This window comes from Streptomyces sp. NPDC060002 (assembly GCF_042737245.1).
Taxonomy (GTDB): Bacteria; Actinomycetota; Actinomycetes; order Streptomycetales; family Streptomycetaceae; genus Streptomyces.
Genome location: NZ_JBHWUW010000054.1, coordinates 16,665 through 43,474, shown reverse-complemented (window position 1 = coordinate 43,474; position 26,810 = coordinate 16,665). Strand labels below are relative to the sequence as shown.

Sequence of the window (26,810 nt, the reverse complement as noted above, 5' to 3'; positions counted from 1 at the left end):
TCCGGTTGGGTTCACCATAGCCCCGGCCGGGTCCGCGCGGGAGTCCGCGAACACCGTCAGCGCCGTCCCGTGCGCCCACCCCCGCCCCACGAACGACGCACCTCGGCAGCCGTCAGGCACCGGCGGCCGCCGCCCCAGGTTCCGAAAGCGCGAAAGAAGCTCTCATGGCCTTACCGACGTCCAGCGTCATCACCCTGCACATCAACGGCGAGCGGCACACGCTGCCCGTCGACCACCGCACCACCCTGCTCGACGCTCTCCGCGAGCGACTCGACCTCACCGGCACAAAGAAGGGCTGCGACCAGGGACAGTGCGGGGCCTGCACCGTTCTGGTCGACGGCCGCAGGACCCTGGCCTGCCTCCAGCTCGCGGTCGCGGGCGAAAGGCGTGAGATCACCACCATCGAGGGTGTGGCGGACGGCGACCGGCTGCACCCGGTGCAGCAGGCCTTCCTCGATCTCGACGGCTACCAGTGCGGCTACTGCACGCCGGGACAGATCTGTTCGGCGATCGGGGTGCTCGCGGAGCACGCCGCCGGATGGCCGAGCGCCGTCTCGGCCGACGTACGGCCCGCGGCCGGACCACCACCCCTGACGGCCGACGAGATCCGTGAACGCATGAGCGGCAACCTGTGCCGCTGCGCCGCCTACCCCTCGATCGTCGAGGCCGTCACCAGGGCCGCGGATCTTGGGGCCCCGGAATCCGGAGCCGTGGCGCGCACGGGTGCCGGACCGGAACCGAAGGAGCCTGCGGCATGAGGGAGTTCGACTACCGGAAGGCATCCGACGTGCCGGGCGCCGTCGCGCTGCTCGGCTCCGACCCGGACGCGCGCTACCTCGCCGGCGGCACCAATCTGGTCGACCTGATGAAGACCGGCGTCGAACGTCCGGGACGGCTGGTCGACGTACGCGGCCTGCCGCTGGACCGCGTCGAGCCGACCCCGGCCGGCGGCGTCCGGATCGGCGCGACCGTCACCAACAGCGACCTCGCCGCCCATCCCCTGGTCCGCACCCGCTACCCCGCTGTGGCGCAGGCGGTACTCGCCGGGGCCTCCGGCCAGCTGCGCAACATGGCCACCGTCGGCGGCAATCTGCTCCAGCGCACCCGCTGCGCCTATTTCGCCGACACCACCGGACCCTGCAACAAGCGGACTCCCGGCAGCGGTTGTCCCGCCGTCAGGGGGGAGAACCGCAACCACGCGATCCTCGGCGCTTCCGCGCACTGCGTGGCCGTGCATCCGTCGGACATGGCCGTCGCGCTGGCGGCCCTCGACGGCGTGGTGCACTACGAGACCGCCACGGGACCGGGCGAACTGCCCCTCGGCTGGTTCTATCTCCCGGTCGCCGACACCCCGCACCGCGAGACGGCCCTGCCGCCGGGCGCGCTGATCACCGGCGTCACCCTGCCGCCGGCACCGGTCGCCGCCCGTTCCCGCTACCGCAAGGTGCGCGAGCGCGCGTCCTACGCGTTCGCCGTCGGCTCGGTCGCCGCCGCGCTCGACGTCCGCGACGGTGTCGTGCGCGAGGTGCGCCTGGCGTTCGGCGCGGTGGCCTCCCGGCCCTGGAGGGGCCGTGCCGCCGAGCGGATCCTCACCGGGGCACCTGCCGACGCGGAGTCGTTCGCGGCCGCCGCGGACGCCGAACTGGCGGCGGCCCGGCCCCTGTCGCACAACGGATTCAAGGTGACCCTGATGCGCAACCTGACCGTGGCCGTGCTGAGCGAACTCGCCGAGGAGGCCGCCCGATGACGACGACCGAGGCGCCCCTCGCCGCCGTCCGCGCCGTCGGCACCGGTCACGTCCGCGTGGAGGGGCGGGACAAGGTCACCGGTGCGGCCCGGTACGCGGGCGAGATTCCCTTCGCCGAACTCGCCTACGGCTGGCTGGTGTCGTCCACGGTGGCGCGTGGCCGGATCCGGGACGTCGAGGTGGACGCCGTCCTCACGATGCCAGGCGTCCTCGCCGTGCTGGACCATCGCAACGCCCTGCCGCTGAAGACCGACTACGTCGGCCTGCTGGGCACCGTCCCGGACCCGACGTGTGCCGTCTTCCAGAGCGACCGGGTGCCCCACCTGGGCTGGCCGGTGGCGCTGGTGGTCGCCGAGACGTCCGAGCAGGCGCGCGAGGCCGCCGAGGCCCTCGTCGTCCACTACGAACAGGTCCCGCACGACGTCGGGTTCACCGGCGGCCACCCCGACGCCCACCCGTCCGACGGCCATATGCCCGCCGTGACGGAGAAGGGTGACCTGGAGGCCGAACTCGCCGCGTCCGCCGTCGTCGTGGACGCCACGTACACCACTCCGGAAGAGCACCATCACCCGATGGAGCCCCATGCGGCCACCGCCCGCTGGGCGGCCGGCCGGCTCGAGGTGGTGGACTCCAACCAAGGTGCCACCTGGGTCGTCGCGGAGCTCGCGAACCTCTTCTCCCTCGATCCCGCGTCGGTGCGGGTGCGTTCGGAGCACGTCGGCGGTGGCTTCGGCAGCAAGGGCGTGCGCGCCCACCAGGTCGCCGCCGTGATGGCGTCCAGGATGGTCGGGCGTCCGGTACGGGTCGTCCTGACCCGTCGTCAGATGTTCACACTGGCCGGCCACCGCAGCCCCACGATCCAGCGGGTCAGGCTCGGGGCGGACACCGACGGGCGCCTGCGTGCCCTGGACCACCACTCGCTCAGCCGCACCTCCACCGTGCACGAGTTCGTCGAGCCGAGTGCCGGCGTGGCCCGGGTGATGTACGACGCCGACGCACACCGCACGGAGAACCAGGTCGTACCGCTCGACGTCCCGAGCCCCACCTGGATGCGCGCTCCGGGCGAGGCGCCGGGGTCCTTCGCACTGGAGGCCGCGCTCGACGAACTCGCCCACAAGTGCGGCATCGACCCGATCGAGCTCCGGCTGCGCAACGAACCGGACCGGGGCCCGGTCTCCGGTCTCCCGTTCGCCGGCCGCAATCTGCGCGCCTGCTTCGAGGAAGGCGCCCGCCGCTTCGGCTGGGACCGGCGCGATCCGCGGCCCGGAGTGCGGCGCGAGGGGCGCTGGCTGCTCGGCACCGGCACCGCGGCGGCTTCCTTCGGCGCCGGGGCCGCCCCGTCCACGGCCTCGATCACCGCCGAGGCGGACGGCCGCTTCACCGTACGGATCGCGGCGGCGGACATCGGCACCGGCGCGCGGACCGCCCTCACGCTGGTCGCCGCGGACGCCCTGGACGTCCCGCCGGAACGCGTACGGGTGCGCCTCGGCGACAGCGCGTTCGGGCCCGCGATGATCGCGGGCGGTTCCATGGGCACGCGTTCCTGGTCATGGGCCGTCATGGCCGCCGCGGGCGAACTGCGCGACCGGCTCGTGCCGGGCGCGGCGATCCCGGCCGAGGGCGTCACCGTGCGCTCCGACACCACCGAGGCGGTCGCCGCCCTCGCGCAGAAGGAACGGCACTCCTTCGGCGCGCAGTTCGCCGAGGTCGCCGTCGACACCGCCACGGGCGAGGTTCGGGTACGGCACATGCTCGGCGTGTTCGCGGCGGGGCGCATCGTCAACCCCCTCACGGCGCGTGGCCAGTTCACCGGCGGCATGATCTGGGGCATCTCCATGGCCCTGCACGAGGAAGCCGCGCGCGACGCGGCCTCCGGCGGGCCCGTCGGAGCGGATCTCGCGGGCTACCACGTGGCGACGCACGCCGATGTCTCGCGCGTCGAGGCGCACTGGGTGGCGGACGACGACCCCGACGACCCGGTCGGCATCAAGGGCATCGGCGAGATCGGCATCGTCGGCGCGGCCGCCGCCGTCGCCAACGCCGTGTGGCACGCGACCGGCGTACGCCACCGCAGCCTGCCCATCCGCCCCGACCGTGTCCTGACGGGCGGCCGCGATGCTTGACCTCGCGCCGCAGCTGGGCGAGTGGCTGGCCGAGGGCCGCAAGGCCGCCGTCGCGACCGTGGTGTCCGTCGGCGGCAGCGCGCCACGCGGTCCGGGCGCCGCCCTCGCGGTCGACGGGGAGGGAACCGTCATCGGGTCGGTGTCCGGCGGCTGCGTGGAGGCGTCGGTCTACGACCTGTGCGCCCAGGCGCTGCAGACCGGCGACAGCGTGCTCGAGCGCTTCGGCTACAGCGACGAGGACGCGTTCGCGGTGGGCCTCACGTGCGGCGGGGTCCTCGACGTCCTGGTCACCCCGGTCACGGCGGACGGTCCGGTCGGTGCGCTGCTGCGTTCCGCCCTGGACGCGTCGGCACAGGGCGGGCCCGTAGCCCTCGTCAGGGTCGTCCGCGGTCCGGAGGGGCTTCTCGGCGCCGCGTTGCTCGTGCACGCCGACGGCTCCCGGGAGGGCGGGCTAGGCGGGCACGAGAACCTCGACCGCGCGGCCACGGCACAGGCCCTGGCCGCGCTCGACACCGGCCGTACCGTCACGGTCGAGCTGTCGCAGGACGGATCACACTGCCCCGGCGGCCTCACCCTGCTCGTCGAGACGAGCGTGCCGCCGCCCCGGATGATCGTGTTCGGTGCCGTCGACTTCGCGGCGGCCCTGGTCCGGGCCGGCAAGTTCCTCGGCTATCACGTCACCGTGTGCGACGCCCGGCCCGTCTTCACCACCCCGGAACGTTTCCCCGAGGCCGACGAGGTCGTCGTGGACTGGCCGCATCGCTATCTGCGGGGCACCCGGACGGACGGACGCACCGTGGTGTGCGTGCTCACCCACGACGCCAAGTTCGACGTCCCGCTGCTGGAGGTCGCGCTGCGGTTGCCGGTGTCGTTCGTCGGCGCGATGGGTTCGCACCGCACCCACGCCGACCGGGACCGGCGGCTGCGCGACATCGGTCTCCAGGAGCACGAGTTGGCGCGGCTGAGGTCGCCCATCGGCCTGGACCTCGGGGGGCGTACGCCGGAGGAGACCGCTCTGTCGATCACGGCGGAGATCGTCGCCGCCCGCCGGGGCGGGTCGGGCCTGCCGTTGACCGGTTCGGACAGGCCGATCCATCACCGCCACCCCGCCTGAAGGGCGACACGCTTCCTTCGCGGAGGCGTGCAGCCCGTCCGGTGGTCCCTTCCCTCGCGCGGACCGGGCCGTCGGGCGAACCCGGACCCGCTGCTCGACCTGGGCACGGCCCGAACCCGGGCCGAGTCGGCGGTCCGGAACCGGTCGGCCGTCACCGGACCGGTGCGGTCGGCCGCCACGCCCGACGAGGCGGTCGCGCGTGCCTGCCGGGGGCGGGACGATCAGAGGCGAGTCGGCGCGTAGAAGGTGCTGATCCAGGCGTCACCGGAGGAGTTGACCGCGACCATGGTCGCGTGCTGGTTGACGATGCCGAAGTAGTAGGTGCGGGTGGTGCCGGTCTGCGTCAGGGCGCTGTTGACCGTTGCCGCGGAGGTGTCGTTGATCTTGTCGCGGGCCTCCTGGAGGTACGTGGCGATCAGGCCGTGGACGCCGGCCTGATCGCCGGGAATCTGTGGCGTGGTGCGCAGGATGTGCTTGAGGGCGTGCCCGGCCAGGGCGTTGGGCGTACGGAAGTTGAGCCGTGCCCTCCCGGCCTGGATCGTCGGGGCGAAACCCGGCCGGTGAGTCTGCCAGTCCGCTTCCACGCCCAGCCGTACCGGTCCCGCGGCCGTGGCAGCGGGCGAGCCGACCGCCAGGGCGTACATCGCGTCCACGCGCCCCGGATACGTGCTCGCGTCGTAGGCCCCGCCGAAGTTGCTCACGGCGGCCAGGAAGAACGCGTGCAGCTGGGTGAAGTCCAGGACCGTGGCCGCCTGCCGGCGGTCGGCGAACGCCGTCCCGGCCGCGGCGACCACCGGGTTCGCACCGCCGGGCTGGGACCTCGCAGACTCGTGGTACCGCAGCAGCACGATCTCCTCGTCCAGGGTGGTGAAGCGGTCGGCGGCGAGCCCGAGGGCGTTGCGCGCGCCCGGTACGTCCGACAGGTGACGGTCCAGGGTCACCCGCCACCTCCCGAGCGCGGCGGCGAACGTCCCATCGGTCGCGGTCACCAGGGCGGGCAGAGCCCCGGCGACCCGGACCCCGTCCAGGAACGCCGGGTGTGCGCGGAAGGACTCGCCGTTCGCCCCCTTCACCGTCCACACAGGATCGGCCGGCGTGTACACGGCTTGCTGAGCGGTGAGTGCCTGCTTGAGGTCGTCCCATGGCATGTGCGTATCCCCCTCGGTGACATCCGCCCGCCTCTGCTGCCGCCGGGGCTCTCCCCTGCCGGACGGCGACGAACGGCGGCCGATCGGCGCTTCCCTCACTCTTTCGTGGCAAATCCGGCGTGCCAACCGGGCGGCCGGGGCGCGCGGAAGCAGAAAGGGCGCACCCGACGCACACCGGCGGGGGCCGGTGACACGAAGCCGGAAGCCATGGCCGTGCTCGACGTTCTCGATTCCGTACAGCACCGGAACTGATGGCCGCACAGTGCCCGATCCTCCGTCGAACCGAGTGCTCACGCCTGCTCGCGCGAGAACAGGGCTACGCGGACACCGCGATCACGTGCTTGCCCACGACTCCGCCGCGCTCGAACGCCTTGTGTGCCGCGGCGACGTCCGCGAGCGGGTACACGCTGGCGACCACCGGACGCAGCGCACCCGAAACGACCTGGTCGGTCAGATCGCGCAGCACGGCACTGTCCGGATTGGCGCTGAAGGTACGGATTCGGCGTGAGCCGTGCACGCTCGACGCGGCGATCGCGGCCAGGGCGCCGGCCGACAGGCCGACGGTGACCATCCGGCCGCCCTTGGCCAACCGGCCTCGGTAGCAGTGCAGTTCCGAGCCGACGGTGTCGACGATGACGTCGAACGGTCCGATCTGGTCCGACGTGGTGGAGCCGTAGTCGAGAACCTCGTCGGCACCGAGGCCGGTGAGCAGTTGGGCGTGGCGGTCGCGAGCCAGCGCGGTGACGTGGCCGCCCAGCGCGTGCGCCAGTTGCACGGCGGCCGTGCCGACCCCGCCGGCCGCGCCCCGCACCAGGACCCGTTCCCCGCCCGCGAGGCGCACGCTGTCGCGCAGCGCGATCAGCGCCGTGGCGCCCGCCACGACGAGGGAGGCCGCGTCGACCGGCGAGAGGCCCGCCGGGGCGGGCGCGATCCGGTCGGCGGGGACCACGACGTACTCGGCCGCCCCCGCGGTGGTGTGCCGCTGCCGGGGATGCACCATGCCCCACACCCGGTCCCCGGACCGGTAGTTCTCGACATCGGCGCCTGTCCCGACGACGACGCCCGCGAAGTCCAGTCCCGCACCGATCGGGAAGCGGCGGCCCGACACCATCTTCAACTCCCCGGCACGGACGATCACGTCGTGTCCGTTCACGCTGGACGCCTCGACCGACACCAGCACCTCACCGGCTCCGGGAGCGGGGCGGTCGACTTCGTTGATCCGCAGGACGTCCGGTGCACCGTAACTCGTGATCTGAGCGGCCTTCATGTCGCTGTTCCTTCCGTGGTCGTCCGGTGTGGAACCGATACTGGTCCCCGCTCTCGACATCACGGTCGTTCGCCTTTTCCTGGGACTGGCAGACCCACCCTCCCCAGAGGTGCCCGGGGCATACTGGCGCCGTGACCGACGACCCCCTCGCGCCGACAGACGACCCCCGACGCGAACTCGCCGCATTCCTACGGACCCGCCGGACCCGGCTGCGGCCGGAGGACGTCGGCCTCGAACCCGGCCCGAGGCGGCGTGTGGCCGGGCTGCGGCGTGAGGAACTGGCCCTGCTGGCGGGGGTGAGCTCGGACTACTACCAGCGGATGGAACAGGGACGCGACGTGCGGCCCTCCGAACAGGTCCTGGACGCCCTCGCCCGCGCCCTGAACTTCTCCACCGAGGAGTGCAGGCACCTGCACAGCCTCGCCGCCGCCGCACGCACGCCGGCCCGCACCCCGCGCCGGTACGAACCCGAGGAAGTTCCGGACACCACACAGCGGCTGCTGCGCACGATGCCCTCGCCCGCGCTGGTCGTGGGCCGCTACCTGGACGTACTGGCCTGGAGCCCGCTGGCCGGCGCGCTGCTGGGCGAGTTCACCCGGCTCCCGGTGACGGAGCGGAACCTGCTGTCGCTCCTGCTGCACCCGGAGGCCGACCAGACCTGCCCGGAGCGGGCCGCGACCGTCGCCGAGCTGACCGCGATGCTGCGTGCACAGGTCGCCGCCGATCCGGGGCACCCGCGCGCCGCGGAGCTGGTCGGCGAACTCGCGGTCCGTAGCGACGAGTTCGCGATGCTGTGGGCCCGCCACGACGTGGGTGAGACGACGCGCGGCCGGATGCGCGTCGACCACCCCCTGGTCGGGGAGCTGAACCTGGACTGGGACGCCTACCCGCTGCCGGGCACTCCCGGCCCGGTGCTGATCGTCTACACCGCCGTCGAGGGCGGCCCCGACGCCGAGCGGCTCCAACTGCTCGGCGCTCTGCTCAACGCCCGCTGATCCAGGGCACATTCCACGCCCCACGCCCCACGCTCCGCAGACGCCGGCATCCGATCCGGGCTCCATGGTTCGGGGCCAGGGCGGACCGTACGTCGCCGTCGTACAGCGCCGTCGTACAGTGCGTCGTACAGCGCTGGCAGTCCTGCCGGGACGGCTCGCGCCCCTGGACCTATGGGGGTGCCGGGCCGGTCTCCGGGCGGACGGAGCCGACTCCCACTCAGACCGGGACGGCGCCCGCGGGCGGCCCGCGCCCGGCCGCCGTCCCGAACCGGCCTACGCCAGGCCGGTCAGAGACCGGTACGGCCCGGGAGATCGGCTGGAGTCACGCCGAGCGCTGCCAACAGCCGCACACTCCGGTTGCCCGGCTCGCTGAGCAGCCGGGCGAGGAGGTCGGAGGTACCGCCGGCCATCGTGTCCCTGAGCAGCTCTCGGGGCGGCACCGAGTCACGGCCGAGGTCGGTACTCGCCATCACCGCGCGCACCTGTTCGTGCGCCACCCCGACCTCGACCAGGGCCTTGCCCCCGTCGTAGTCGCCCTTCGCGTCCTTCGTCAGGTGCGGATAGGCCCGCGCGACCGCGTACGTCCTCATCATGCCCAGGAGGACGTCGTCGGTGCGGACCTTCCCACCGTGCTGCCCGGCGAGTTCCCCGGCCTCCAGGCGCGCCCACAGCACCGGGTGTATCGCGGCGTTGAACGGCGTCGTCCGGACGAGGAGCGTCGTCCAGAACTGCCCGAGCTCACGCGGCTTGTAGCGGCGGCGGCCCACCAGGGCGTCGCGGGTGGAGTGCAGGTCCGGCGGGACGATGTCCTCCTGGGCAGGGGGCTGCCCCGACCGTACGGCTTGCCGCAGTGCGGTGACGTCCACCCCGGACTCATTCAGGTAGCCGACCGCCCCGTCGGACGGGTCGTCCAGGAGGGCCGCCAGCAGATCGGCCGGGGTGCGCTCTGCGCCCTGACCGGTCACGGACGGCTGCTCCTGGCACCGGGCAAGCGCGGTCGCGCCGGCCGTGCTGAGCGTGAGCGAGCGGTCCGCCTGCCCGCCCAGGGAGACCTCGACCTCACCCGGTTCGTCGTCCATCGCCGTGACGCCCCTGCGGACCACCTGTGTCGTGAGGTCGTACGGTGCGAGGAACTCCTGGACCCGTCGGTCCTTGCTGATGCAGGCCAGCAGGTCATGGGTGTTGACGTGACGTCCGGCGTAGACCGGGCGCAATGCGGTGAGCAGGCTGTGGTCCGCGTGGAACTCTGTAGTCATGGGGAGATTCTGGCCGAGTTCCCTTCGCGCCGGAACGGAAGTACACGCCCTGCGACGGCGGCAAGGAGGAGTTGTTCGCGCTCCGCGACCACCTGGGCGTCGACCGCAACGTCATCGTGCAGGCCACCTGCCACGGCGCGGACAACAGCGCCATCGCCCCGCTGGCTGGAGAGCAGGGGCGAGCACGCCGAGGCGGACACGGTCCTGAGGGAGATCGAGGCCAGCGTCGCCGCTGAGAAGGGCCCCCTGGCCGAGCCCGCGCCGCCGGTCGACGAACCGCCGTCGACGAAGGCGCCGCTGCGGCTGCTCCTTCAGAGGAAGTACCTGTTCCCGACGCTGCTCCTCACCGTGCTCTGGATGACGCAGACCATCGGCTTCTTCGGCTACTCCAGCTGGGCGCCCACCCTGCTGGCCAAGGAGGGCTTCAGCGTCGAGAAGTCCGTCTTCTACGTGGCCCTGACCACCGTCGGCGCACCGCTCGGCTGCTACCTGGCGTCCCTGGTCACCGACCGCTTCGAGCGCAAATGGTGCCTGGTCGCCTTCGGCACGGTCATCGCCGCCTGCGGTCTGCTGTACGGGCTCACCTTCAACCCGGTCCTCATCATCGTGTTCGGCGTCCTGGTGAACCTCTTCGAGCGCGGCTACACCGCCCTCGCCTACGCCTACTCCCCCGAGCTCTTCGACACCCGCAGCCGCTCCCTGGGTACGAGCGTCTCCTACGGCCTCGGCCGGCTCTCGAACGCCGCCGGCCCGCTGATCGTCGCCGCGCTCTACAACGGCCACGGCTACCAGAGCGTCTTCTGCTTCATCGCCGGCACCTGGCTGCTCGGCGCGGTCGCTCTGGCCGCCTTCGGCACCCGCACGCGTTCGGCACGTCTTGCCGAGGCGGATCGGCAACGCGTGAGCGTCCCCGCCCGAGGCAGACCGAGGCCCGCAGAGGAAGGCCCGCGAGGCCGGTCCGACCGTGGACGTCGGCGGCCCGGTGCTCGCCGGTCAGCCCGCGGCCGGCGGTTCGAGTGAGGCGATCGGCATCGCCGCCCTGGTGCTGCTCGTGACCTTCGGTCTACTGGCCGGCGCGGGGGTTGGGCAGCGACATACGGAGACTCGCCCGTGTCCGGGTCACCCGCCCTCGCGGGGCGACGACAGTGGTGTCGGCGGAGGCCGGCGGGGTCAGGCGCGGCGCACGTCGACGTCGCCGTTGACCGTCGTCAGCGTCATCGCCGGGCCCTGGCGGTCGTCGCTCGTGGTCACGCCCACCGTGGCCCGGCCGTTGTCCGTACCGGCCGTGACCAGATACGCGGGGGCGTCGTGCGGAACGGTGACGCCGACCGAGCCGTTGGTGGTGGCGGCGGTGACGCCCGTCGGCGCGGTGGCGCACGCGAGGATCACGTCGCCGTTGGTGGTCGCCGCGTGCAGCCGGCCCGCGTCGAGAGCCGTCGCGCGCACCGAGCCGTTGCGGGTGGCCAGCCGTACCGCTGCGTCGCCCTTCCCGGAACGTGTCACCGTCACATCGCCGTTGACGGTCGTGACGTCCAGCGCCGCGGCGAGTCCCGCCACGTCCACGCCCGCGTCGCGGGCGCTCACCGTGACACTCACGCCGCCCGGGACCTTCACATAGGGCATCCGGGGGCACGCTTCCTCGCCCCGCGCCCGCTCCCGGTCCGTGCAGGACAGGTCCAGGGTCCAGGTGTCGCCGTCGTGCGACCAGTCGCCGTCGGCGCGATCGTCGACGGTGACCCGACGGCCGTCGGTGGGGCGCAGCAGCAGACCGTTCTCGGTCGTGATGACGAGGTGGCTCCCGGATCGCGCGAGGGCGGGCGGTCCCGCTGCGGCCGATCCACCCGCTCCCCCGTGCTCCTGGTCACCGCAGGACACGGCGAAGGGGAGGACCGTCAGCACAACGGTCGCAAGCAGCACGCGCCTTGCCGGCTTCGCCTTCATGCCCTTCCGGGTGCCCCGAGTCGGTACCGTCATGACCCATGCGGTTTTCGATATGCCGACGATATGTGGCGACTCGTACCCTCGGAGCATGCGAGTGCTGATCGTCGAGGACGAGCCCTATATGGCGGAAGCCATCCGCGATGGCCTACGACGGGAAGCCATCGCGTCCGACATCGCCGGTGACGGTGACACCGCCTGGGCACTGCTGGGCATCAACGCCTACGACATCGCCGTCCTCGACCGCGACATTCCCGGCCCTTCCGGCGACGAGATCGCCGAACGCATCGTCGCCTCCGGCAGCGGCATGCCGATCCTCATGCTCACGGCCGCCGACCGGCTCGACGACAAGGCCTCCGGGTTCGGACTCGGCGCCGACGACTACCTCACCAAGCCGTTCGAGCTCCAGGAACTCGTGCTCAGACTCAGAGCACTCGACCGCAGACGTGCACACAACAGGCCGCCCGTGCGGGAGATCGCGGGCCTGCGGCTCGATCCGTTCCGCCGCGAAGTTCACCGCGACGGCCACTTCGTCGCGCTGACCAGGAAGCAGTTCGCCGTGCTCGAAGTCCTGGTCGCTGCCGAAGGCGGTGTCGTCAGCGCCGAGGAGCTCCTGGAGCGGGCATGGGACGAGAACGCGGACCCGTTCACCAATGCCGTACGCATCACGGTCTCGGCACTGCGCAAACGGCTCGGTGAGCCCTGGGTCATTGCCACGGTGCCCGGCGCCGGGTACCGCATCGACACGCGACCCGCGGCCGGCCACGAGGGAGGAGACCGTGGATAGGCGGCCCGGGTTCAGCGTTCGCTTCAAACTCACCCTCAGCTACGCCGGATTCCTCATGTTCGCCGGGCTGCTGCTGCTCGCGGCGGTATGGGTGTTCCTCCTGCGCTACGTCCCCGATCGCGCGATGCTCATCAACCCCGATGAGGAGCTCGAGGGTGTCTTTCCCGTCCGGTCCGTCCTCCTGAAGGTTTTCGCTCCGAGGGCAGCCGCGGTACTGGCGTTCCTGCTGGTGTTCGGTCTCGTGGGCGGGTGGATTCTCGCCGGCCGCATGCTCGCCCCGCTGACCCGCATCGCGGACGCCACCAGCATGGCCACGAAAGGATCGCTCTCCCACCGGATCCGGCTGCCGGGCCGCAAGGACGAGTTCCGTGAACTCGCCGACGCCTTCGACGCGATGCTCGCCCGCCTCGAAGCGCACGTGGCCGAGCAGCGGAGATTCGCGGCCAACGCCTCGCACGAACTGCGCACCCCGCTGGCGATCTCGCAGGCGCTTCTCGACGTGGCCCGCAACGATCCGACGCAGGACCTCGGCGAGATCGTCAACCGCCTGCACGCCGTCAACGCCCGGGCCATCGACCTCACCGAGGCGCTGCTCGTGCTCAGCCGCGCCGACCAGAGGTCCTTCACCCGAGAACCTGTCGACCTCTCCCTGCTCGTGGAAGAGGCCACCGAGACACTGCTCCCGCTCGCCGAGAAACGCGGTGTCACGGTCGAGACCTGCGGTGACATCGCCCCGGCTTTCGGCTCACAGGCGCTCCTGCTGCAGTTGACGACGAATCTTGTGCACAACGCGATCGTGCACAACCTGTCCGACGACGGCACGGTGCGGGTCGAGACCGGCGCCGGCCCCGAGACGGTGGTGCTCACGGTCGAGAACACCGGCGAGAAGCTCTCCCCGCGGTTGGTCTCGACTCTCACCGAGCCGTTTCAGCGCGCCACCGCACGTGTGCGCAACGACCACGCAGGCGTCGGACTCGGCCTGGCCATCGTCCGGCGGATCACCGAGGTGCACGACGGGTCGCTCACCATCACCCCACGCGCTGCGGGCGGACTCCGTATCGCCGTTCGACTGCCCGCACCACCAGCGCTTTCTCCGAAGGAGGTCTGACCAGTGAGCGAAGCACTACGAGAAGTTCCGGATGCGCGGCAGCAGGGCGACGCCGAGGAGCGCGCCGAGGTCCTGGACACGGCTCGGGCCGGGCAGCGCGACGCCGGTCGCCGCGCGGACACCGGCTCGGGTGGCCGGCGGGCGCGTATCCGCCGGGCGATCCGCAGCCTCTCCGGGCCGGACCCGTGGAAGCGCGGCCCCTTGCTCACGGCGCTGGCGCTGATGCTCGGCCTGCTCATGCCGCTGCACGCGGAGATCACGGACGGGGGCGGTCTCGGCAGCCTGGTGGAGACGTTCCTGCCGTGGTTCGGCCTGTTCGTCCCGGTGCTCCTCGCCGGGGCCCTGTGGCGCCGCTCCGCCGCGGCGGTGGCCGCGCTGCTGCTGCCGGTCGTGGCATGGCTGAGCCTCTTCGGCGGACTGCTCCTCGACAAGTCCCAGCCGGGCGGCGACCTCACCGTGGTCAGCCACAACGTCAACGCCGAGAACCCCGACCCGGGCGGCACCGCCCGTGACCTGGCCGCCTCCGGGGCGGACCTGCTGGCGCTCGAGGAGATGGCCCCGCAGACCACGGTCGCGTACGGGAAGGAGTTGGCGAAGGCATACCGGTACCACACGGTGCAGGGCACGGTCGGGCTGTGGAGCAAGCTGCCGCTGTCGGACTCCCGTTCGGTCGACGTCCTGCGGGGCAATGCCGGGCCGCTGGCGCACACCCGGCGGGCCGAGGACCTCCCCGTGGACCCGCCCCGGGCGCTGCGCACCACGGTGGCCACGGACCAGGGGCCGCTGGTGGTGTACGTGGCGCACCTGGGGTCGGTGCGGCTGATGCCCAGGAACGGCTTCTGGACGGACTCACGCGACGTCGGCGCGGCCGCGCTCGCCAAGGCCGTCGCCGCCGAGCAGAACGAGCGGGTGGTGGTGCTCGGCGACATGAACGGCACCACCGACGACCGCGCGTTCGACGGCCTCACCTCGCAGCTGCACTCGGCCCAGGAAGCGGCCGGGGACGGCTTCGGCTTCAGCTGGCCGGCGTCCTTCCCGATGGCGCGGATCGATCAGATCCTGGTCAGGGGCGTGGAGCCGAAGAGCTCGTGGGTACTCCCGGCCACCGGCAGCGACCATCTGCCGGTGGCGGCCGGCATCAGCTGGTGACCGCTGCCGCCGGCCGGTCCCGCGAGAGGGGCGGGGACGCAGTCCCCGAAATCTGCCCAGCACTCAGGGCAAGCCCCGTTGCGGGACCGGAAGACGGCGGCGTAGTCGTCCCCGCAGGCGCGGGGGCAGCTCATGTGCCGCCGTTCCGCGGGTCGCCCGGCTCGCCGGCCGGGCGCCCCGCGGCCACCTGCGTCAGCCGTTCTCCTTCACCGCCATTTCCCCGAGCAGGGACCAGTCGTCCTGCGGGACGGTCACGTTCACGATCCTGGGGGTCTCGGCGAGGTACGGCGGCAGCTCGGCGCAGGCCGCGGCGAAGTGCTCGGAGGAGACGTGGGCCGACCCGGCCTCGTCGTCGCGGAACGCCTCGGTCAGCACGTACTCGGCGGGGTCGTCGACGCCGCGCGACCAGTCGAACCACAGACATCCGGGCTCGCCGCGCGTGGCCAGGGTGAAGCCGCGGGTGATGTCGGGCCAGTCGTCCGCGTGCTGGGGAAGGACACGGAACCGGGCGGTGATGAAGATCATGATCTTTCCTTGCGTGTCGTGGGCGGCCATCGGGGGTGGCGACACCCCTCGCCGGACGTTCGGCGGCCTGGTCAGAACTGACAATGACACGCCGGCGGACTTGGCCTCGGCGGACGCCTGGCCCTTCCCGGCACGAAACCGTCGTGCCGCTCAGCGGCGAGGTGAACGCAGATGGAGAACCAGAGTCCAGTTCCCGCAACAACCGTGAAGAAACCAGGTGAATCAGCCGCGTGTTCTTCGAATTGCCGGGCACAAGGAGCGTCGGAGGTTGATAACTATGGTTCCCCTGCTTCTCGTTCTTCTGCTGGCCCTGATCCTCTTCGGCGCGGGCTTCGCGCTCAAGGCACTGTGGTGGATCGCCGTCATCGTGCTGGCCGTCTGGCTGCTGGGCTTCGTCATGCGCAGCGCGGACACCGGCGGCCGCAAGGGCCGCTGGTACCGCTGGTAACCCGCCGAACAGCGGCTGACCTGTGGGCTCCGGGAACACCCGGGGCCCACAGGCATGTCCCGGCGGAGTCGTCTCAGCCGAACGGAGCCGGAAAATCGCCGAGGTGAACCTCGTGAAGGACGATCCGAGGACTCTGTTCGCAGCCGTGTGCGCCGCACCGCGCCCGGCGTCGTCAGGGCAGGACCGAGTCGATGTATCCGCCGTCGACCCGCAAGGCTCCGCCCGTCGTGGCGGAAGCCTGGCCGGAGCTACGGACGTCGCTCCTCCGCCCGCCGTCCACCCGCTGCCGGGCCGCTGGTTCGCGGTCCCGGCAGCGGGTTCATCGGTGTGATCTGCCGTCCCTCCCCTGGATCACGGGAACGAGGTCACCTTCGAGGGCACGGTGTCCGTCCCCGAGGTCGGGGCGCCCGTGTCGTTGATGACGTGGGCGTACTGGCCCTTGCCTCCCAGCGAGATCACCTGGAGGTTGTGCATCTTGACGCCCGCCTTGACCGGTACCTGGAAGCCGTGGCGCTGCACGATCGAGGGATCGGAGGTGTAGTTGCAGTAGCTGCCCAGACCCCACGCCTCGTGCACGGCCACCGTGTCGGCGACCTTGTAGGCCGCCCACCCGACGATGCCGTCGTGCGTGATGGCGGCGGCATTGGGGGCGTCGTACGCCTTCTCGTTCTGGAAGAAGATCGTGCGTCCCCTCTCACCGCTCCATACGACGTCGTACTTGTTGAAGTGCTCCACGAACAGGCCGGTGGCCAGGACGTCGTCGCCGTTGACCCGCAGTCCGTAGTCGGCCCGGTTGGTCTCCCAGCCGACGCCTTCGCCATGGTCGGCACGCCAGAGCCAGGTGTGGTCGATGACGACGTCGTCGCTGTTGACCACGACGGAGTCCGTCGCCAGGCCGGGGCCCGCGCCGCCGACGCGGATGAACACGTCCTGCATGGTGGTCGGGTCGGCGGAGTGGTCCGCGGCCGCTCCGGCGGGACCGATCTGCAGCAGGGTGTCGGACCGGGTGGCGCCGGCGTCGATGAGGAATCCGGCCAGCCGGACGCCGTCGACGTCCGCGACGTGCAGGGCGTCGACGCCCCCGTCGGGCACGATGGTCGCCAGGCCCAGCCCGAGCACCACCGTGCCGGCGCGGGTGACGTCGATCGTCCGGTCGAGGTGGTAGACGCCGGGCGTGAACAGCAGGTTCAGGCCCTGAGCCAGTGCGGTGTTGATGGTGGCGGCCGTCGCACCGGGTTTGACGACGTAGAACTGGCTGAGCGGGAGCGAGGTCCCGGCGTTGGCCGGCCAGGACATGCCCCGTGCGCCGGTGCGCTCGGCGGGGACGAAGACCTTGTAGTCGGCGCCGTCGAGGTAGAGGAACGGCTTCTCGCGGGAGATCGGGGTGGTGTCCAGCGTGGTGTAGGGGCCGGTGTCGAAGTTGGTCGCCGGGGCGCCCTGGACGCCGGTGAACGTCATGTTCCACACACCGTTGGTCCAGCCGCCCACGGAGCTGTCGCGGGTGTACCACTGCTGCTGGGAGTACGGCCCGACCGTGCCGTCGATCCTGGAGTCGGCGATATAGCCGCCGGAGGCCCATCCGTAGCCGTTGGGGGCCAGGTTGAGGCCGCCCTTGACGTGAATGCGGCGGAACGGAGCGGCCTGGGCGACAGCCCAGCGGTCGGTGCCGTTGGACGGTGTGATCGCCAGGTTCTCCGCCGAACGCCAGAAGTTCTGTGTGGCGTTGCCGTTGAACCAGCCCGCGTCCACGGTGATGTCGCCGTTGATCTGGGTGTCGTCGGGGTTCAGGCCGAGACCTGAGATGGAGGTGTAGAAGCCGAGTTGGGCGTTGATGCCGTTGTAGGTGCCCGGCTTGAGCAGGAACTGGTAGCGACCGGAGCCGAACTGCGCGGACTCCTGCCGGGCGAAGACCTGGTCGAACTTCTGCTGGAGGTCGGGGGTGGCGGGGTCGACGACGATCACGTTCGGGCCGAGGTCGCCGCCACCCTGGACCGGGCCTCCGGTGCCGCCGGACGTGGTGTGGACGGCGACCTCCCAGAGCGAGTATCCGTAACCCGTCCCGCGAGCCGTCCCGAGGACGCGGACGTGGCGGCCCGTGCCGCTGACGTCGTAGGAGGCGCGGCCCCCGGTCGCCCCGGTGACGGTCTTGAGGGTGTTCCAGTTCTGGCCGTCGGCGGAGGCCTGGATCTGGAAGTCCTTGCCGTACGCGGCTTCCCAGTTCAGGTCGATCCCGCAGACGTCCTGGGACGAGCCCAGGTCGACGCTGAGCCACTGCGGGTCCGCGGCCTGGCTGGACCAGCGGGTGGAGTCGTTGCCGTCGAACGCGGCGGACGCGGGGGTGCCGGCGTTCTCCGTCGAGGACGCCGAAGCGGTCTTGCCCCGCGCCGAGTCGGCGGTCGAGCAGGTACCGGGCTGAGACGCTCCGCCGGTGGTGCCGAACACCTGGAACTCCCAGACGGAGTAGCCCCATTGCGTCGCCCGGTGGACGCCCTGCAGACGTACGTAACGGCCTTGGCCGGAGACGTCGAGCGTGTCGGTGCCACCGTCTCCGCCGGTGACCGTGCGCAGGTCGGTCCAGGTGCTGCCGTCGGACGAGGACTGGATCTTGTAGTCCTTGCCGTAGGCCGCCTCCCAGTTGACGACGATCTGGCTGACAGTGGCGCCGGTGCCGAGGTCGACCTGCAGCCACTGGTCGTCGGTGGCGGCCGAGGACCACCGGGTGCCGGTGTCGCCGTCGACCGCGAGCGCCGCGGGTGTGCCCGCGTTCTCGTTCGAGGATGCCGTCGCCGTCCTGCCCTGGGACAGGTTGGCGTCGGCGGCCGCGGCGGCCGGTGGCCGGATGGTGGGGAGGGTGATCAGCGCTGCCGTGGCGGCGAGCGCGACACCCAGGGATCTGAGTCTCATGAAGGTCCCTGCGGGTGCGTCGGGAAAGGACACGAGGGCGTCTGCGGCAGACGCGGCGGTACGCCGAGGTCACCGCTGCGACGCTTAGTTCACGTCTTGATTTAACTGATGAGTCGCAAGTCTCGGCAAGCCTTCGAAAGTTGAAATCTTTCCGGACCTACTTCCGCCGCGTCCCTTGACACATTGACGGCACGCTCTCGACGCTCCTCGGCGACAGCCCACTCCCCTCCCCCGCCCCGCGCCCCATGACGCTCTCGCCGTTCGAGTGTCGACGTCGTCCACCGGCATGACCCCGACGCGAGAGCGCTCTCGCGCCTGCCGCCGCCGCGCCCCCGCGTACGCCGAAGCGGCTCGAGGAGACCCTGTGTGCAAGGTAGGGCAAAACGAGGTGAACAGGTACAGCGAGTGGAGAGTGCGCAGAAGTTGAGCCCCCCAGCGGAGGGTCTGCGCGGTGACATCGGGGGCAGACGGCGGTGGATCGGCCCCGATGTCCTTGGCCGACACCGCCGTATAGCGCCGACCCGTGGGAGACCTGATGCCGACCGCCGCACCGGAAAGATCGTCCGATCTGCCCGGCGAGAGACCAGAAGCCGCCCGGACCGGCCGCTCGTTCGCGCTGCCGCGGGGCACCGGCCGAACCGCCGCGCGTATCGCGGCCCTGACGGTCTGCCAGGGCGCGCTGATGGTGGGATTCGGGCTGCTGATCACCGGGCCCGCCCGTGGGCTGTGGCCGCTGACCGCCGAGGACGACGTCAACGAGGGCCTCGAACGCGCCCGGACCGGCACCCTCACCACCCTGTCGCTCCTCGGGTCGGAGGCCGGCAACACCCTCACGGTGATAGCCGTCACCCTGCTGGCGTGCGCGGGCCTGATCCTGATCCCCCGTCTGCCGATGTGGCGTCAGGCGTCGTTCCTCGCCGTCGCCGTGTCGCTTCAGTCGCTGGTGTTCCTGGTCATCACCGAGTCGGTGGACCGCCACCGCCCGGAGGTGCACCGCCTCGACGCCTCACCGCCCACCTCCAGCTACACGTCCGGCCACACCGGGGCGGCCACCGCGCTCTACGGCGGACTGGCGGTGCTCGCGCTGTCCCGGCTCCGCGGGCCGTGGCGGCGGATCGTGGGCGGTCTGCTGCTTCTCGTGCCGGTACTGGTGGCCGTCGCCCGCCTCTACCGGGGCATGCACCACCCCACGGACGTCGTGGGCGGGCTGGTCAACGGCAGCCTGTCCCTGCTGATCGTCGGCCGTGCCCTGTTCACCGACGGGACCGTGACCGCTCCGGCCGGGGCGATCCCCACGCCGTCCTTCGCGAGCGAGAGCGCGGGGGCGGGCGCAGGCGCAGGCGCACCGGACCCGGGCCGGACCGCGGTGATCTTCAACCCCACGGTGACCCACGAAGCCGACCGCGAGGCGCTGCGGGGGATCCTGGAACGGCACGGACACCGCGCACCGGTGTTCATCGAGACCACGGCGGAGGACCCGGGCACCGGTCAGACGGCCGGCGCGATCCGGGAGGGCGCACGGCTGGTGGTGGTCTGCGGCGGTGACGGCACCCTGCGGGCGGCCGCGGACGCCCTGGCCGGCAGCGGCGTACCGCTGGCCGTCGTGCCCTGCGGCACGGGCAATCTGCTGGCCCGCAACCTCGGCCTGCCGCTGTCCCCCACCGAAGCGCTCGACGCCGCCCTGCGAGGCACCCCACACCGCCTCGACCTCGGCCGCGTCGAGGGTGACGGCCTCGCCGCCGCCCACTTCGCCGCCATGTCCGGGGCCGGTCTCGACGCCGAGATCATGGAGCACACCGACGACCGTGCCAAGTCCGTCCTGGGCTGGCCCGCCTATGTGCTGGCAGGCGTCGGCGCACTGCGCACACCGCGGATGCGCCTGACCGTCCGGCTCGACGATGCGCCCGCCCTGCGCCGCACGGCCCGCATGGTGCTCATCGGCAATGTCGGGACCGTGCAGGGCGGGACGACGCTCCTGCCGGCCGCCCGCCCCGACGACGGCCTGCTCGATCTGCTGATCCTCGACCCGCGCGGCGCCGGCGGCTGGATGCGTGCGCTGGCGACGCTGCTGCGCGGTGGCGCGAAGGCGCCCCGGCCGTCGGCCGTGGCCACCGTGCCGGCTGAGGACGACGGCCGGAGCGGCGTACCGGTGGAGTTCTTCACGTTCCGCCGGGCCGAACTGACCTTCGACTCCACGCAGTCCCGAGAGCTCGACGGCGATCCGGTGACACCCGGCCGCCGGCTCACCGCCGAGGTCAGGCCTGGCGCGCTGACGGTGCTGCTGCCCGCTGGAGGTGCGTGACATGGGTACCGCGACCAAGGTCCCCGAGACCCGCGACATGACCGGCGACGAACTGTCCGCCGACGAGGCGCTGGCGTCGCTGCGCCGCTACGGCCGCTGGGCCCTGCTGCGCGACTCCTTCGTCCGTTTCCGGTACGCCGACGGCTTCACCCACTCCCGCGCGCTCGCCCTGCAGACGGTCCTGTCGGTGATCCCGCTGGCCATCGCGTTCGTCGGACTCTCCACCACGCTGCACACCGAGAGCATCGGCCGGATCGCCGAACTGACGATCCACCGGATCGCCGAGGGTCCCAGCGCCGACGTGGTCGACGACGCGCTGAACCGCAGCCGCCGCACGGCCGGCGACGGCGCGCAGGTCGCGCTCTGGTTCGGTCTCCTCTTCTCCCTGGTCAACACCACCACCGCGATGTGCCAGGTGGAGCGCGGCGCCAACCGGATCTACGGGAACGAGCGCGACCGTCCCTTCCAGCAGAAGTACCTGCGCGGTCTGGTGATGTCCGTCTGCGCCGGGCTGCCGCTCGGACTCGGGTTCATCGTCATGGTGGCCGGCGGAGACCTGGCCGCCGCGGCGGTGACCGTCTACCGGCTCGACGGCGGCGCCCAGACCGCCTGGGAGATACTGCGCTGGCCCTTCGGGCTGCTGCTCGCGCTCATCTCCGCCAGCGTGATCTTCCGCCGGTCGCCCCGCCGCAGACAACCCGGCTACACCTGGCTGGCCTTCGGCGCCGCCGTGTACCTGGTGCTGTGGACGGCGCTGACCTGGCTGCTGAGCCTGTACCTCGGGATCAGCGGCTCCTTCGACACGGTCTACGGCCCGCTCAGCGCCTTCATGTCGCTGCTGCTCTGGGCCTATCTGACCTCCATCGCCCTCTTCCTCGGACTGGCGTTCGCCGCGCAACTGGAGGCCGCGCGAGCCCTGCGGTCCGGTCCGATCGAACCCGATCCTGGAGTCTGAATGGTTGTGCGAGCCACGGTCCAGCACCTCCGAGACAGTCGTCGCCGGGCGGCCGACCGCAGATTCGGCGCCCGGCTGCTCGGAGCGGCTGCCGTCGCCGCCGTCGCCGCCGTGCCCTTCGCGCTGGTGCTCGTCCTCGTCGAGGGCCAGTGGCGGCCCCTGCGCCGCCTGGACGCGGGCGCCGCTCAGCGACTGCACCACACGGCCGTGACACATCCGGCGTGGACCAGCATCCTGCGCTTCCTGTCCGACTGGGTCTGGGACCCGGCCGTCCTGCGAACGGCTGTCGCGCTGCTGACCGTCTGGCTGGTGTACCGCAGGGCCTGGCGGCTGGCCGCCTGGTCCGCCGTGACGGCCGTGGCCGGCGGGCTGATCGGGCTACTGGTCAAGACGGTGGTCGAGCGGGCCAGGCCGTCCCTGGAGGATCCGGTGGCGCACGCTCCGGGCTTCTCCTTCCCGTCGGGTCACGCGATGACGGCCACCACGTCGTTCGCCGTCCTGTTGCTGGTCCTGCTGCCCTTGGTGCCGCGCGCCTGGCGGCCCCTGTGCTGGTGCGTCACGGTGGTGTCGGTGCTCGGGGTCGGCTTCACCCGGGTCGCACTCGGCGTGCACTGGTTCAGCGACGTGGTGGGCGGCTGGCTGCTCGGCCTGGCCGTCGTCGCCCTCACCGCCTGGGCCTTCGAGGCCTGGCGTGCCGAAGTCGGCCGGGGCCACGCCGAGGTGAGCGACGGCCTGGAGCCCGAACTCGTCGACGCCCGACCCGAGCCGTGAGGGGAAGGAGGACCCGTGCTCGGTCCCTCCGGAAACGGAACGGTTCGACTGCCCTGTAGTACCGAAGCCTTGGAGCCCTGACGAGCACGCCCCGGCAGACCGCGAAGCCTGCCGGGGCGCCCCCGGCAGCGAAAGAAGGTGAGGTGAGCGGCGCAACCCTGCCCCCGCCTCATGGGTCACACGCGCCACCTGTTTTCTCCTGGTCCGGAAAGGGCCCCACCCTCCGTGATGACACCACGGCCGCGCGGGGGAGGACGCACCTCTACACGCTGGAGGCGGTACGCGCCGACGGCGGCGTCGCGGGCACGCACGTGTGGAACTGCGTCTTCCAGAACCGCGTCTGACCTGGAGGGGCGGCGGGAGGGTTCCGCAAGCAGGTCGCCCGGGCCGAACTGCGGCGTCAGTTCGCCTCGGACGCGGCGAACAAGCTCTTCGGCGAACTCACCGCCGGAACCGACCAGAGACCGTCAAGTGGGTCGCCCCGTGCGACCGGGCCGTGGTCCGCCCGGGCAGCCGGGCCTCGACCGGAGTGTCGAGGCCCGGGTACACCGCATGCGACGTCCACGCCCGCGGTGAGGACGGGGATTCCGCATGGGACGGCTACTACTTGAGGGTCTCCCAGTTCGCCCGCGACAGCTTGCCGGTGACGGTGAGCTTCCCGCCCTTGGCGACGGGCTCGGGGGCCGCGTCCGTCGTCAGGCTCGAGGCTCGCTTCACCTTGTGGGCGATGGAGTCGGAGATCCAGTAGTCGCCGTCGTTCGCCTTGACCGTGGCGTTCACCGTCCAGATCCCGGCGATCCGGTTGGAGTCGATGTCGTCACTGGCCGCGATCCAGGACGGGTCCACCGTCATGGTCGCCGTGCACAGCGACGTGGTCGAGGACTGCTGGGCTCCACGAGGGTGCCGGCCAGGATGCCCGCTCAAGTTGTGTCCAGGTCGGCGTGCACGAGGTCGTGGTCCGAGTGCGGGGTCGGATGCACACCCTGTCCGAGAGGGACGATGCCTCGCAGGAAGACGTAGTCGAACTTGCTCTGCCAGTCGGTGGTCGGCTTGCAGTCGCCGGTGTGCGGAGGACGGCACTGGGGGTCTGCGTCCGCGGCCAGTGCCCATATCCCGGTGAGTTCGGGGGCGTCCGGCACGGCGTTGAAGTCGCCGAGAACGATCGCGCGCTCGTGCCGGGCGACTTCTGCGGCGAGTACGCCGGTCTGGTCTGCCCGGACCGTCTCTTGACGTCGTTCGGCGAGGTGTGTGTTGAAGACCCGCAAACTCCGGCCGCCCACAGTGGTGGTGACCGCCATGTACCCACGGTCCTCGGAACCGCCGTCGGGGTATTCCACGTTGACGAGGTCCGTCATCGGTGCCGCCGAGAGAACCGCCTGGCCGTAGGCCCCCGGACTCCACGGCGCTCCCCCGCACCGGCCCCAATTCCGCAGAACCGTCCCGTACTCGACGTGGTAGACCAGCCCGTGGCGGCTCTCCAGATAGTCCCGGATCTTCTCGACGTCACGCACGCACGCTTCTTGCAGCCCGATGACCTGGGGTGCATACGTGGCGATCTCCGCTGCCCGGTCGACGTCGCTTTCCTCGCAGGGGTTGCAGATGTTCCACGTCATGACCCGGTTCGGTACGACATCCTTGCTCACGGCGGCTTTGTCGGGCAGTGATCTGGCGGAGGGGTCACCGCTCGGTGCGCCGCGGCCCACGAGCACCACGCAGGCCACGATCAAGGCGCCCGTGAGTAAACGCATGCCCTTACCGAGCACCCTTGCCTCCTCGACGTGGAAGTCCATGACATCTGACGTCTCCCTGCACGAGGTTATGGGACGGGGGCGTCAGCACCACATGCAGTGTGCCGGATCTCGCTGCGCTGGCGATGACGGCCCGGGGCGGATACCGGGCCCGGGGTGTGCGGGTCCATGGTGGGCGGGTCCGTGGTGGGCGGGTCCGTGGTGTGCGGGTCGCGCAGGAGGCCGTCGATGCGGCCGGCGACGGTCTCCGCCGCGCCGCGTGCGCAGCGGGAGTTCATGGCCTCGTAGGTGACGCGGTCGTAACCACCCGCGTCCGCCATGTACTTGGCCGCGCCGTTGACCATGGTGACGAGGCAGGTGTGCGGGAAGGGCGAGGCGGCTTTGACGGCCAGACCGGTGGCCGCGTTCAGCTCGGCCTGAAGCCCGGCGAGTGCGGTGACACCCAGATGTACCGCCACGATCGGCACCTGCGCGGTCCCGTCGGGCTCGTACGGGTAGCTGGTGGCCGGGCGGAGGGTGTGCAGGCCTGCGGGCGGCTTCTGGGCCGGGACCTCGACGTGGGTGTGGATCACCCGCAGGGGCGTGGCGAACGGTGCGGTGCGGATGTGCGCGGCGGTGCGCACCAGTGCGAGACGGGTCTGTCCGTCGTCCCGAACCGCCACGCGCGCGTGCGGAGGATCGTGCACGCCGGCGAAGCCGTCGACGGGAAGGACTCCGGCCGTGAGGTCGACGGCCGCACGGCCGGCGCCCGCCCTGAAGGCGTCGTCGGGCGGGGTCATCGGGTGCCTTCGGCGAGGCGGGGGCCGGACGGTGCGGTGATCATGTCCAGCAGGCCGTCGACGATGGCGTCCTCCGCGTAGCCGGGCCGGACGGGGCAGCCGTTGACGGAGTGGACGGGCCGGTCGAAGCGGGCGTCGTCGGCGAGGTACCCGATGCGGTCGTCGGCGATGGAGACCAGCAGGGTGCGGGCCGGCGGCGACCGGTCGCGCAGCCCGGAGGCCGGTCAGCCGTATGTCGCAGGTCACGCCACCAATACCTAGTTTCCACTAGGTATTGGCCGCATGATCGGGAGTGCTCGGCCGAGCCTGCGGTCGGCGACCAGACGGTGACGCCCCCCGCATCCGACCCCGAGCGACCCGTCCAACGGATTCACCGCACACTGCAAGGAGCACACCCACATGACACACGGCAGCCTGCCCGACACGTTCCTGTGGGGCGTCGCCAGCGCGGGGCACCAGAACGAAGGCGACAACAGCGCCAGCGACACCTGGTTTCTGGAGCACACGACGCCCTCACTGTTCCGCGAGCCGAGCGGACCGGGGTGCCGGGGCTACGAGCAGTGGGAGACGGACCTCGATCTGGCCGCCGGACTCGGACTCAACGCCTTTCGCTTCTCCGTCGAATGGGCCCGCGTCGAACCCGGGCCCGGCGTCGTCCGCGCGGAGGCGCTCGACCACTACGAGCGCGTGGTCGACGGCTGCCTGGAGCGTGGCCTCGCACCCGTCGTGACGTTCAACCACTTCACCGCCCCGCACTGGTTCGCGGCAGCCGGCTCCTGGACCGCCACCGACGCCCCCGCGCGGTTCGCCGAGCAGTGCGACCGCGTCATGGCGCGCTTCGGCGACCGCATCGCGTACGGCGTCACCCTCAACGAACCCAACCTCGAGCAACTGCTGCAGGCGGGCGCGAAACTGCCGCCCGAGGCGGAGACGCTCAAGACGCGGATGCTCGCGGCCGCCGCACGCGCCGCCGGAAGCGACACCTATGGCAGCGCGAACGTCATCCCCGCCCACCTGCAGGACGAGTTCCAGGCGGCGTTCACCCGCGCCCACCGCGCCGCCCGCGACGCGATCAAGGCCCGCCGCGGCGACCTGCCCGTCGGCGTCTCCATCGCCATCGCCGACGAAGTGGCGGTCCCCGGCGGCGAGGCGCGCAGGGACGCCAAACGTGCCGCCGTGTACGACCACTGGCTGAACGAGGCGCGTCACGACGACTTCGTCGGCGTGCAGAACTACGAACGCATCGTCCACGGCCCCGACGGCGAGGTCACAGTCGACGGCGAGCTGAACGGCATGGGCACGGTCATCGCGCCCGGGTCCCTCGCCGGCGCGGCGCACTACGCCCACCGGGTGTCAGGGGTCCCCGTCCTCGTGACCGAGCACGGCATCCAGACCCCCGACGACGCACAACGGGCCGCCTTCATCCCCGCCGCCGTCGAAGAGCTCGTGGCCGAGGCGCGCGCGGGCACGCCCGTCCTCGGCTACTGCCACTGGACGCTCATGGACAACTTCGAGTGGATCTTCGGATACGGCGCTCGGCTCGGCCTCCACGAGGTCGACCGCACGACGTTCGAGCGCCGCCCCAAGCCGAGCGCGAAGGCGTACGCGGACGTGATCCGGCATTACCGGGGAGCACTCGCCGAAACCCGCGGCTGAGGCGCTGGAAAGCGAGCGGGGAAGAGGGTGCGCCGCGAGGGCCCTTGGACCACGTGCCGGGCGTTACGGACTGTTGCCGCCGAGCCACGC

The 26,810-nt window shown here is 71.7% G+C and carries 22 protein-coding genes and 3 pseudogenes; 16 read left to right on the top strand and 9 right to left on the bottom strand.

What is annotated here, in order from left to right; genetic code table 11:
• Nucleotides 1-164: 164 nt before the first annotated feature.
• The 4 genes from ACFWBD_RS33670 to ACFWBD_RS33655 are packed head-to-tail and all read left to right on the top strand — an operon-like array spanning nt 165 to nt 4,984.
• Nucleotides 165-758 carry a 2Fe-2S iron-sulfur cluster-binding protein gene (locus ACFWBD_RS33670; protein WP_385675312.1) on the top strand — a complete coding sequence of 198 codons (594 nt, stop codon included), beginning with the start codon at nt 165-167 and terminating at the stop codon, nt 756-758.
• Nucleotides 755-1,747, top strand: a complete 993-nt coding sequence (locus tag ACFWBD_RS33665) for an FAD binding domain-containing protein (protein WP_385675309.1) — start codon at nt 755-757, stop codon at nt 1,745-1,747. The genes ACFWBD_RS33670 and ACFWBD_RS33665 overlap by 4 nt, the downstream gene beginning before the upstream one ends.
• Nucleotides 1,744-3,870 (top strand): xanthine dehydrogenase family protein molybdopterin-binding subunit, encoded by a 2,127-nt coding sequence (locus ACFWBD_RS33660; protein ID WP_385675306.1) that lies wholly within the window; start codon nt 1,744-1,746, stop codon nt 3,868-3,870. Before ACFWBD_RS33665 ends, ACFWBD_RS33660 begins: the two co-directional genes overlap by 4 nt.
• Complete coding sequence (locus tag ACFWBD_RS33655) at nt 3,863-4,984, top strand: XdhC family protein (protein ID WP_385675303.1); 1,122 nt, start codon at nt 3,863-3,865, stop codon at nt 4,982-4,984. Before ACFWBD_RS33660 ends, ACFWBD_RS33655 begins: the two co-directional genes overlap by 8 nt.
• A 221-nt stretch (nt 4,985-5,205) precedes the next feature.
• Here ACFWBD_RS33655 and ACFWBD_RS33650 read toward each other — a convergent pair whose 3' ends face one another.
• Together ACFWBD_RS33650 and ACFWBD_RS33645 are read right to left on the bottom strand one after the other, a co-directional pair.
• Complete coding sequence (locus tag ACFWBD_RS33650) at nt 5,206-6,132, bottom strand: hypothetical protein (RefSeq protein ID WP_385675300.1); 927 nt, start codon at nt 6,130-6,132, stop codon at nt 5,206-5,208.
• A gap of 316 nt (nt 6,133-6,448) precedes the next feature.
• On the bottom strand, nt 6,449-7,399 hold the full coding sequence (locus tag ACFWBD_RS33645; RefSeq protein ID WP_385675297.1) for an NADP-dependent oxidoreductase: 951 nt from the start codon (nt 7,397-7,399) through the stop codon (nt 6,449-6,451).
• Between the two features lie 131 nt (nt 7,400-7,530).
• On the opposite strand from ACFWBD_RS33645, the gene ACFWBD_RS33640 reads away from it, so the two are divergent.
• Entirely contained in the window at nt 7,531-8,394 is an 864-nt protein-coding gene (locus tag ACFWBD_RS33640) for a helix-turn-helix domain-containing protein (RefSeq protein ID WP_385675294.1), read from the top strand.
• Between the two features lie 287 nt (nt 8,395-8,681).
• On the opposite strand, the gene ACFWBD_RS33635 is transcribed toward ACFWBD_RS33640, so the two are convergent.
• Entirely contained in the window at nt 8,682-9,650 is a 969-nt protein-coding gene (locus tag ACFWBD_RS33635) for a Clp protease N-terminal domain-containing protein (RefSeq protein ID WP_385675291.1), read from the bottom strand.
• Here ACFWBD_RS33635 and ACFWBD_RS33630 point away from each other — a divergent pair.
• Nucleotides 9,650-9,844, top strand: a pseudogene (locus ACFWBD_RS33630) (amidohydrolase family protein); the annotation flags it as partial. The gene ACFWBD_RS33635 and the pseudogene ACFWBD_RS33630 overlap by 1 nt on opposite strands.
• Nucleotides 9,804-10,670: pseudogene (locus tag ACFWBD_RS33625) on the top strand (MFS transporter); the annotation flags it as partial. The pseudogenes ACFWBD_RS33630 and ACFWBD_RS33625, both read left to right, overlap by 41 nt.
• Nucleotides 10,671-10,820: 150 nt before the next feature.
• Here ACFWBD_RS33625 and ACFWBD_RS33620 read toward each other — a convergent pair.
• Nucleotides 10,821-11,624 (bottom strand): DUF4097 family beta strand repeat-containing protein, encoded by an 804-nt coding sequence (locus tag ACFWBD_RS33620; RefSeq protein ID WP_385675288.1) that lies wholly within the window; start codon nt 11,622-11,624, stop codon nt 10,821-10,823.
• Nucleotides 11,625-11,679: 55 nt separating this feature from the next.
• Here ACFWBD_RS33620 and ACFWBD_RS33615 point away from each other — a divergent pair, with 55 nt between their 5' ends.
• From ACFWBD_RS33615 to ACFWBD_RS33605, 3 genes are all read left to right on the top strand, one after another.
• Nucleotides 11,680-12,375: a response regulator transcription factor gene (locus ACFWBD_RS33615; RefSeq protein WP_385675285.1), complete on the top strand. Its 696-nt coding sequence runs from the start codon at nt 11,680-11,682 to the stop codon at nt 12,373-12,375.
• The gene (locus ACFWBD_RS33610; protein WP_385675282.1) at nt 12,368-13,483 is read left to right on the top strand and encodes a sensor histidine kinase; all 1,116 of its coding nucleotides are present in this window, start codon (nt 12,368-12,370) and stop codon (nt 13,481-13,483) included. The genes ACFWBD_RS33615 and ACFWBD_RS33610 overlap by 8 nt, the downstream gene beginning before the upstream one ends.
• A gap of 222 nt (nt 13,484-13,705) precedes the next feature.
• On the top strand, nt 13,706-14,632 hold the full coding sequence (locus ACFWBD_RS33605; RefSeq protein ID WP_385675345.1) for an endonuclease/exonuclease/phosphatase family protein: 927 nt from the start codon (nt 13,706-13,708) through the stop codon (nt 14,630-14,632).
• Nucleotides 14,633-14,824: 192 nt separating this feature from the next.
• On the opposite strand, the gene ACFWBD_RS33600 is transcribed toward ACFWBD_RS33605, so the two are convergent.
• On the bottom strand, nt 14,825-15,157 hold the full coding sequence (locus ACFWBD_RS33600) for a putative quinol monooxygenase (RefSeq protein WP_385675279.1): 333 nt from the start codon (nt 15,155-15,157) through the stop codon (nt 14,825-14,827).
• A gap of 277 nt (nt 15,158-15,434) precedes the next feature.
• Here ACFWBD_RS33600 and ACFWBD_RS33595 point away from each other — a divergent pair, with 277 nt between their 5' ends.
• On the top strand, nt 15,435-15,605 hold the full coding sequence (locus ACFWBD_RS33595) for a hypothetical protein (protein ID WP_046260526.1): 171 nt from the start codon (nt 15,435-15,437) through the stop codon (nt 15,603-15,605).
• A gap of 351 nt (nt 15,606-15,956) precedes the next feature.
• Here the strand turns inward: ACFWBD_RS33595 and ACFWBD_RS33590 are convergent, their stop codons facing one another.
• Complete coding sequence (locus ACFWBD_RS33590; protein ID WP_385675277.1) at nt 15,957-18,509, bottom strand: discoidin domain-containing protein; 2,553 nt, start codon at nt 18,507-18,509, stop codon at nt 15,957-15,959.
• 535 nt (nt 18,510-19,044) lie between these two features.
• On the opposite strand from ACFWBD_RS33590, the gene ACFWBD_RS33585 reads away from it, so the two are divergent.
• From ACFWBD_RS33585 to ACFWBD_RS33570, 4 genes are all read left to right on the top strand, one after another.
• The gene (locus ACFWBD_RS33585; RefSeq protein WP_385675274.1) at nt 19,045-20,811 is read left to right on the top strand and encodes a diacylglycerol kinase family protein; all 1,767 of its coding nucleotides are present in this window, start codon (nt 19,045-19,047) and stop codon (nt 20,809-20,811) included.
• A gap of 1 nt (nt 20,812) precedes the next feature.
• Nucleotides 20,813-21,766 (top strand): YihY/virulence factor BrkB family protein, encoded by a 954-nt coding sequence (locus ACFWBD_RS33580; protein WP_385675271.1) that lies wholly within the window; start codon nt 20,813-20,815, stop codon nt 21,764-21,766.
• The gene (locus tag ACFWBD_RS33575; protein ID WP_385675268.1) at nt 21,767-22,537 is read left to right on the top strand and encodes a phosphatase PAP2 family protein; all 771 of its coding nucleotides are present in this window, start codon (nt 21,767-21,769) and stop codon (nt 22,535-22,537) included.
• Between the two features lie 143 nt (nt 22,538-22,680).
• Nucleotides 22,681-22,881, top strand: coding sequence for a hypothetical protein (locus tag ACFWBD_RS33570; RefSeq protein WP_385675265.1), 201 nt, complete (start codon nt 22,681-22,683; stop codon nt 22,879-22,881).
• Between the two features lie 262 nt (nt 22,882-23,143).
• On the opposite strand, the pseudogene ACFWBD_RS33565 reads toward ACFWBD_RS33570, so the two are convergent.
• From ACFWBD_RS33565 to ACFWBD_RS33555, 3 genes and pseudogenes are all read right to left on the bottom strand, one after another.
• Nucleotides 23,144-23,425, bottom strand: a pseudogene (locus ACFWBD_RS33565) (hypothetical protein); the annotation flags it as partial.
• 32 nt (nt 23,426-23,457) lie between these two features.
• On the bottom strand, nt 23,458-24,327 hold the full coding sequence (locus ACFWBD_RS33560) for an endonuclease/exonuclease/phosphatase family protein (RefSeq protein ID WP_385675262.1): 870 nt from the start codon (nt 24,325-24,327) through the stop codon (nt 23,458-23,460).
• Between the two features lie 26 nt (nt 24,328-24,353).
• On the bottom strand, nt 24,354-25,064 hold the full coding sequence (locus ACFWBD_RS33555; protein WP_385675259.1) for a hypothetical protein: 711 nt from the start codon (nt 25,062-25,064) through the stop codon (nt 24,354-24,356).
• 399 nt (nt 25,065-25,463) lie between these two features.
• Between ACFWBD_RS33555 and ACFWBD_RS33550 the strand changes: the two genes are divergently transcribed.
• Entirely contained in the window at nt 25,464-26,720 is a 1,257-nt protein-coding gene (locus ACFWBD_RS33550) for a family 1 glycosylhydrolase (RefSeq protein WP_385675256.1), read from the top strand.
• Nucleotides 26,721-26,810 lie beyond the last annotated feature (90 nt).

Excerpts from the sequence above, each read along its gene's own strand:
- ACFWBD_RS33585 (WP_385675274.1), top strand. The coding sequence starts at position 19,045 with ATGCCGACCGCCGCACCGGAAAGATCGTCCGATCTGCCCGGCGAGAGA.
- ACFWBD_RS33620 (WP_385675288.1), bottom strand. The coding sequence starts at position 11,624 with ATGACGGTACCGACTCGGGGCACCCGGAAGGGCATGAAGGCGAAGCCG.
- ACFWBD_RS33605 (WP_385675345.1), top strand. The coding sequence starts at position 13,706 with ATGCTCGGCCTGCTCATGCCGCTGCACGCGGAGATCACGGACGGGGGC.
- ACFWBD_RS33615 (WP_385675285.1), top strand. The coding sequence starts at position 11,680 with ATGCGAGTGCTGATCGTCGAGGACGAGCCCTATATGGCGGAAGCCATC.
- ACFWBD_RS33655 (WP_385675303.1), top strand. The coding sequence starts at position 3,863 with ATGCTTGACCTCGCGCCGCAGCTGGGCGAGTGGCTGGCCGAGGGCCGC.
- ACFWBD_RS33670 (WP_385675312.1), top strand. The coding sequence starts at position 165 with ATGGCCTTACCGACGTCCAGCGTCATCACCCTGCACATCAACGGCGAG.
- ACFWBD_RS33650 (WP_385675300.1), bottom strand. The coding sequence starts at position 6,132 with ATGCCATGGGACGACCTCAAGCAGGCACTCACCGCTCAGCAAGCCGTG.
- ACFWBD_RS33575 (WP_385675268.1), top strand. The coding sequence starts at position 21,767 with ATGGTTGTGCGAGCCACGGTCCAGCACCTCCGAGACAGTCGTCGCCGG.
- ACFWBD_RS33560 (WP_385675262.1), bottom strand. The coding sequence starts at position 24,327 with ATGGACTTCCACGTCGAGGAGGCAAGGGTGCTCGGTAAGGGCATGCGT.
- ACFWBD_RS33600 (WP_385675279.1), bottom strand. The coding sequence starts at position 15,157 with ATGATCTTCATCACCGCCCGGTTCCGTGTCCTTCCCCAGCACGCGGAC.
- ACFWBD_RS33665 (WP_385675309.1), top strand. The coding sequence starts at position 755 with ATGAGGGAGTTCGACTACCGGAAGGCATCCGACGTGCCGGGCGCCGTC.
- ACFWBD_RS33645 (WP_385675297.1), bottom strand. The coding sequence starts at position 7,399 with ATGAAGGCCGCTCAGATCACGAGTTACGGTGCACCGGACGTCCTGCGG.
- ACFWBD_RS33580 (WP_385675271.1), top strand. The coding sequence starts at position 20,813 with ATGGGTACCGCGACCAAGGTCCCCGAGACCCGCGACATGACCGGCGAC.
- ACFWBD_RS33590 (WP_385675277.1), bottom strand. The coding sequence starts at position 18,509 with ATGAGACTCAGATCCCTGGGTGTCGCGCTCGCCGCCACGGCAGCGCTG.
- ACFWBD_RS33555 (WP_385675259.1), bottom strand. The coding sequence starts at position 25,064 with ATGACCCCGCCCGACGACGCCTTCAGGGCGGGCGCCGGCCGTGCGGCC.
- ACFWBD_RS33550 (WP_385675256.1), top strand. The coding sequence starts at position 25,464 with ATGACACACGGCAGCCTGCCCGACACGTTCCTGTGGGGCGTCGCCAGC.
- ACFWBD_RS33660 (WP_385675306.1), top strand. The coding sequence starts at position 1,744 with ATGACGACGACCGAGGCGCCCCTCGCCGCCGTCCGCGCCGTCGGCACC.
- ACFWBD_RS33595 (WP_046260526.1), top strand. The coding sequence starts at position 15,435 with ATGGTTCCCCTGCTTCTCGTTCTTCTGCTGGCCCTGATCCTCTTCGGC.
- ACFWBD_RS33635 (WP_385675291.1), bottom strand. The coding sequence starts at position 9,650 with ATGACTACAGAGTTCCACGCGGACCACAGCCTGCTCACCGCATTGCGC.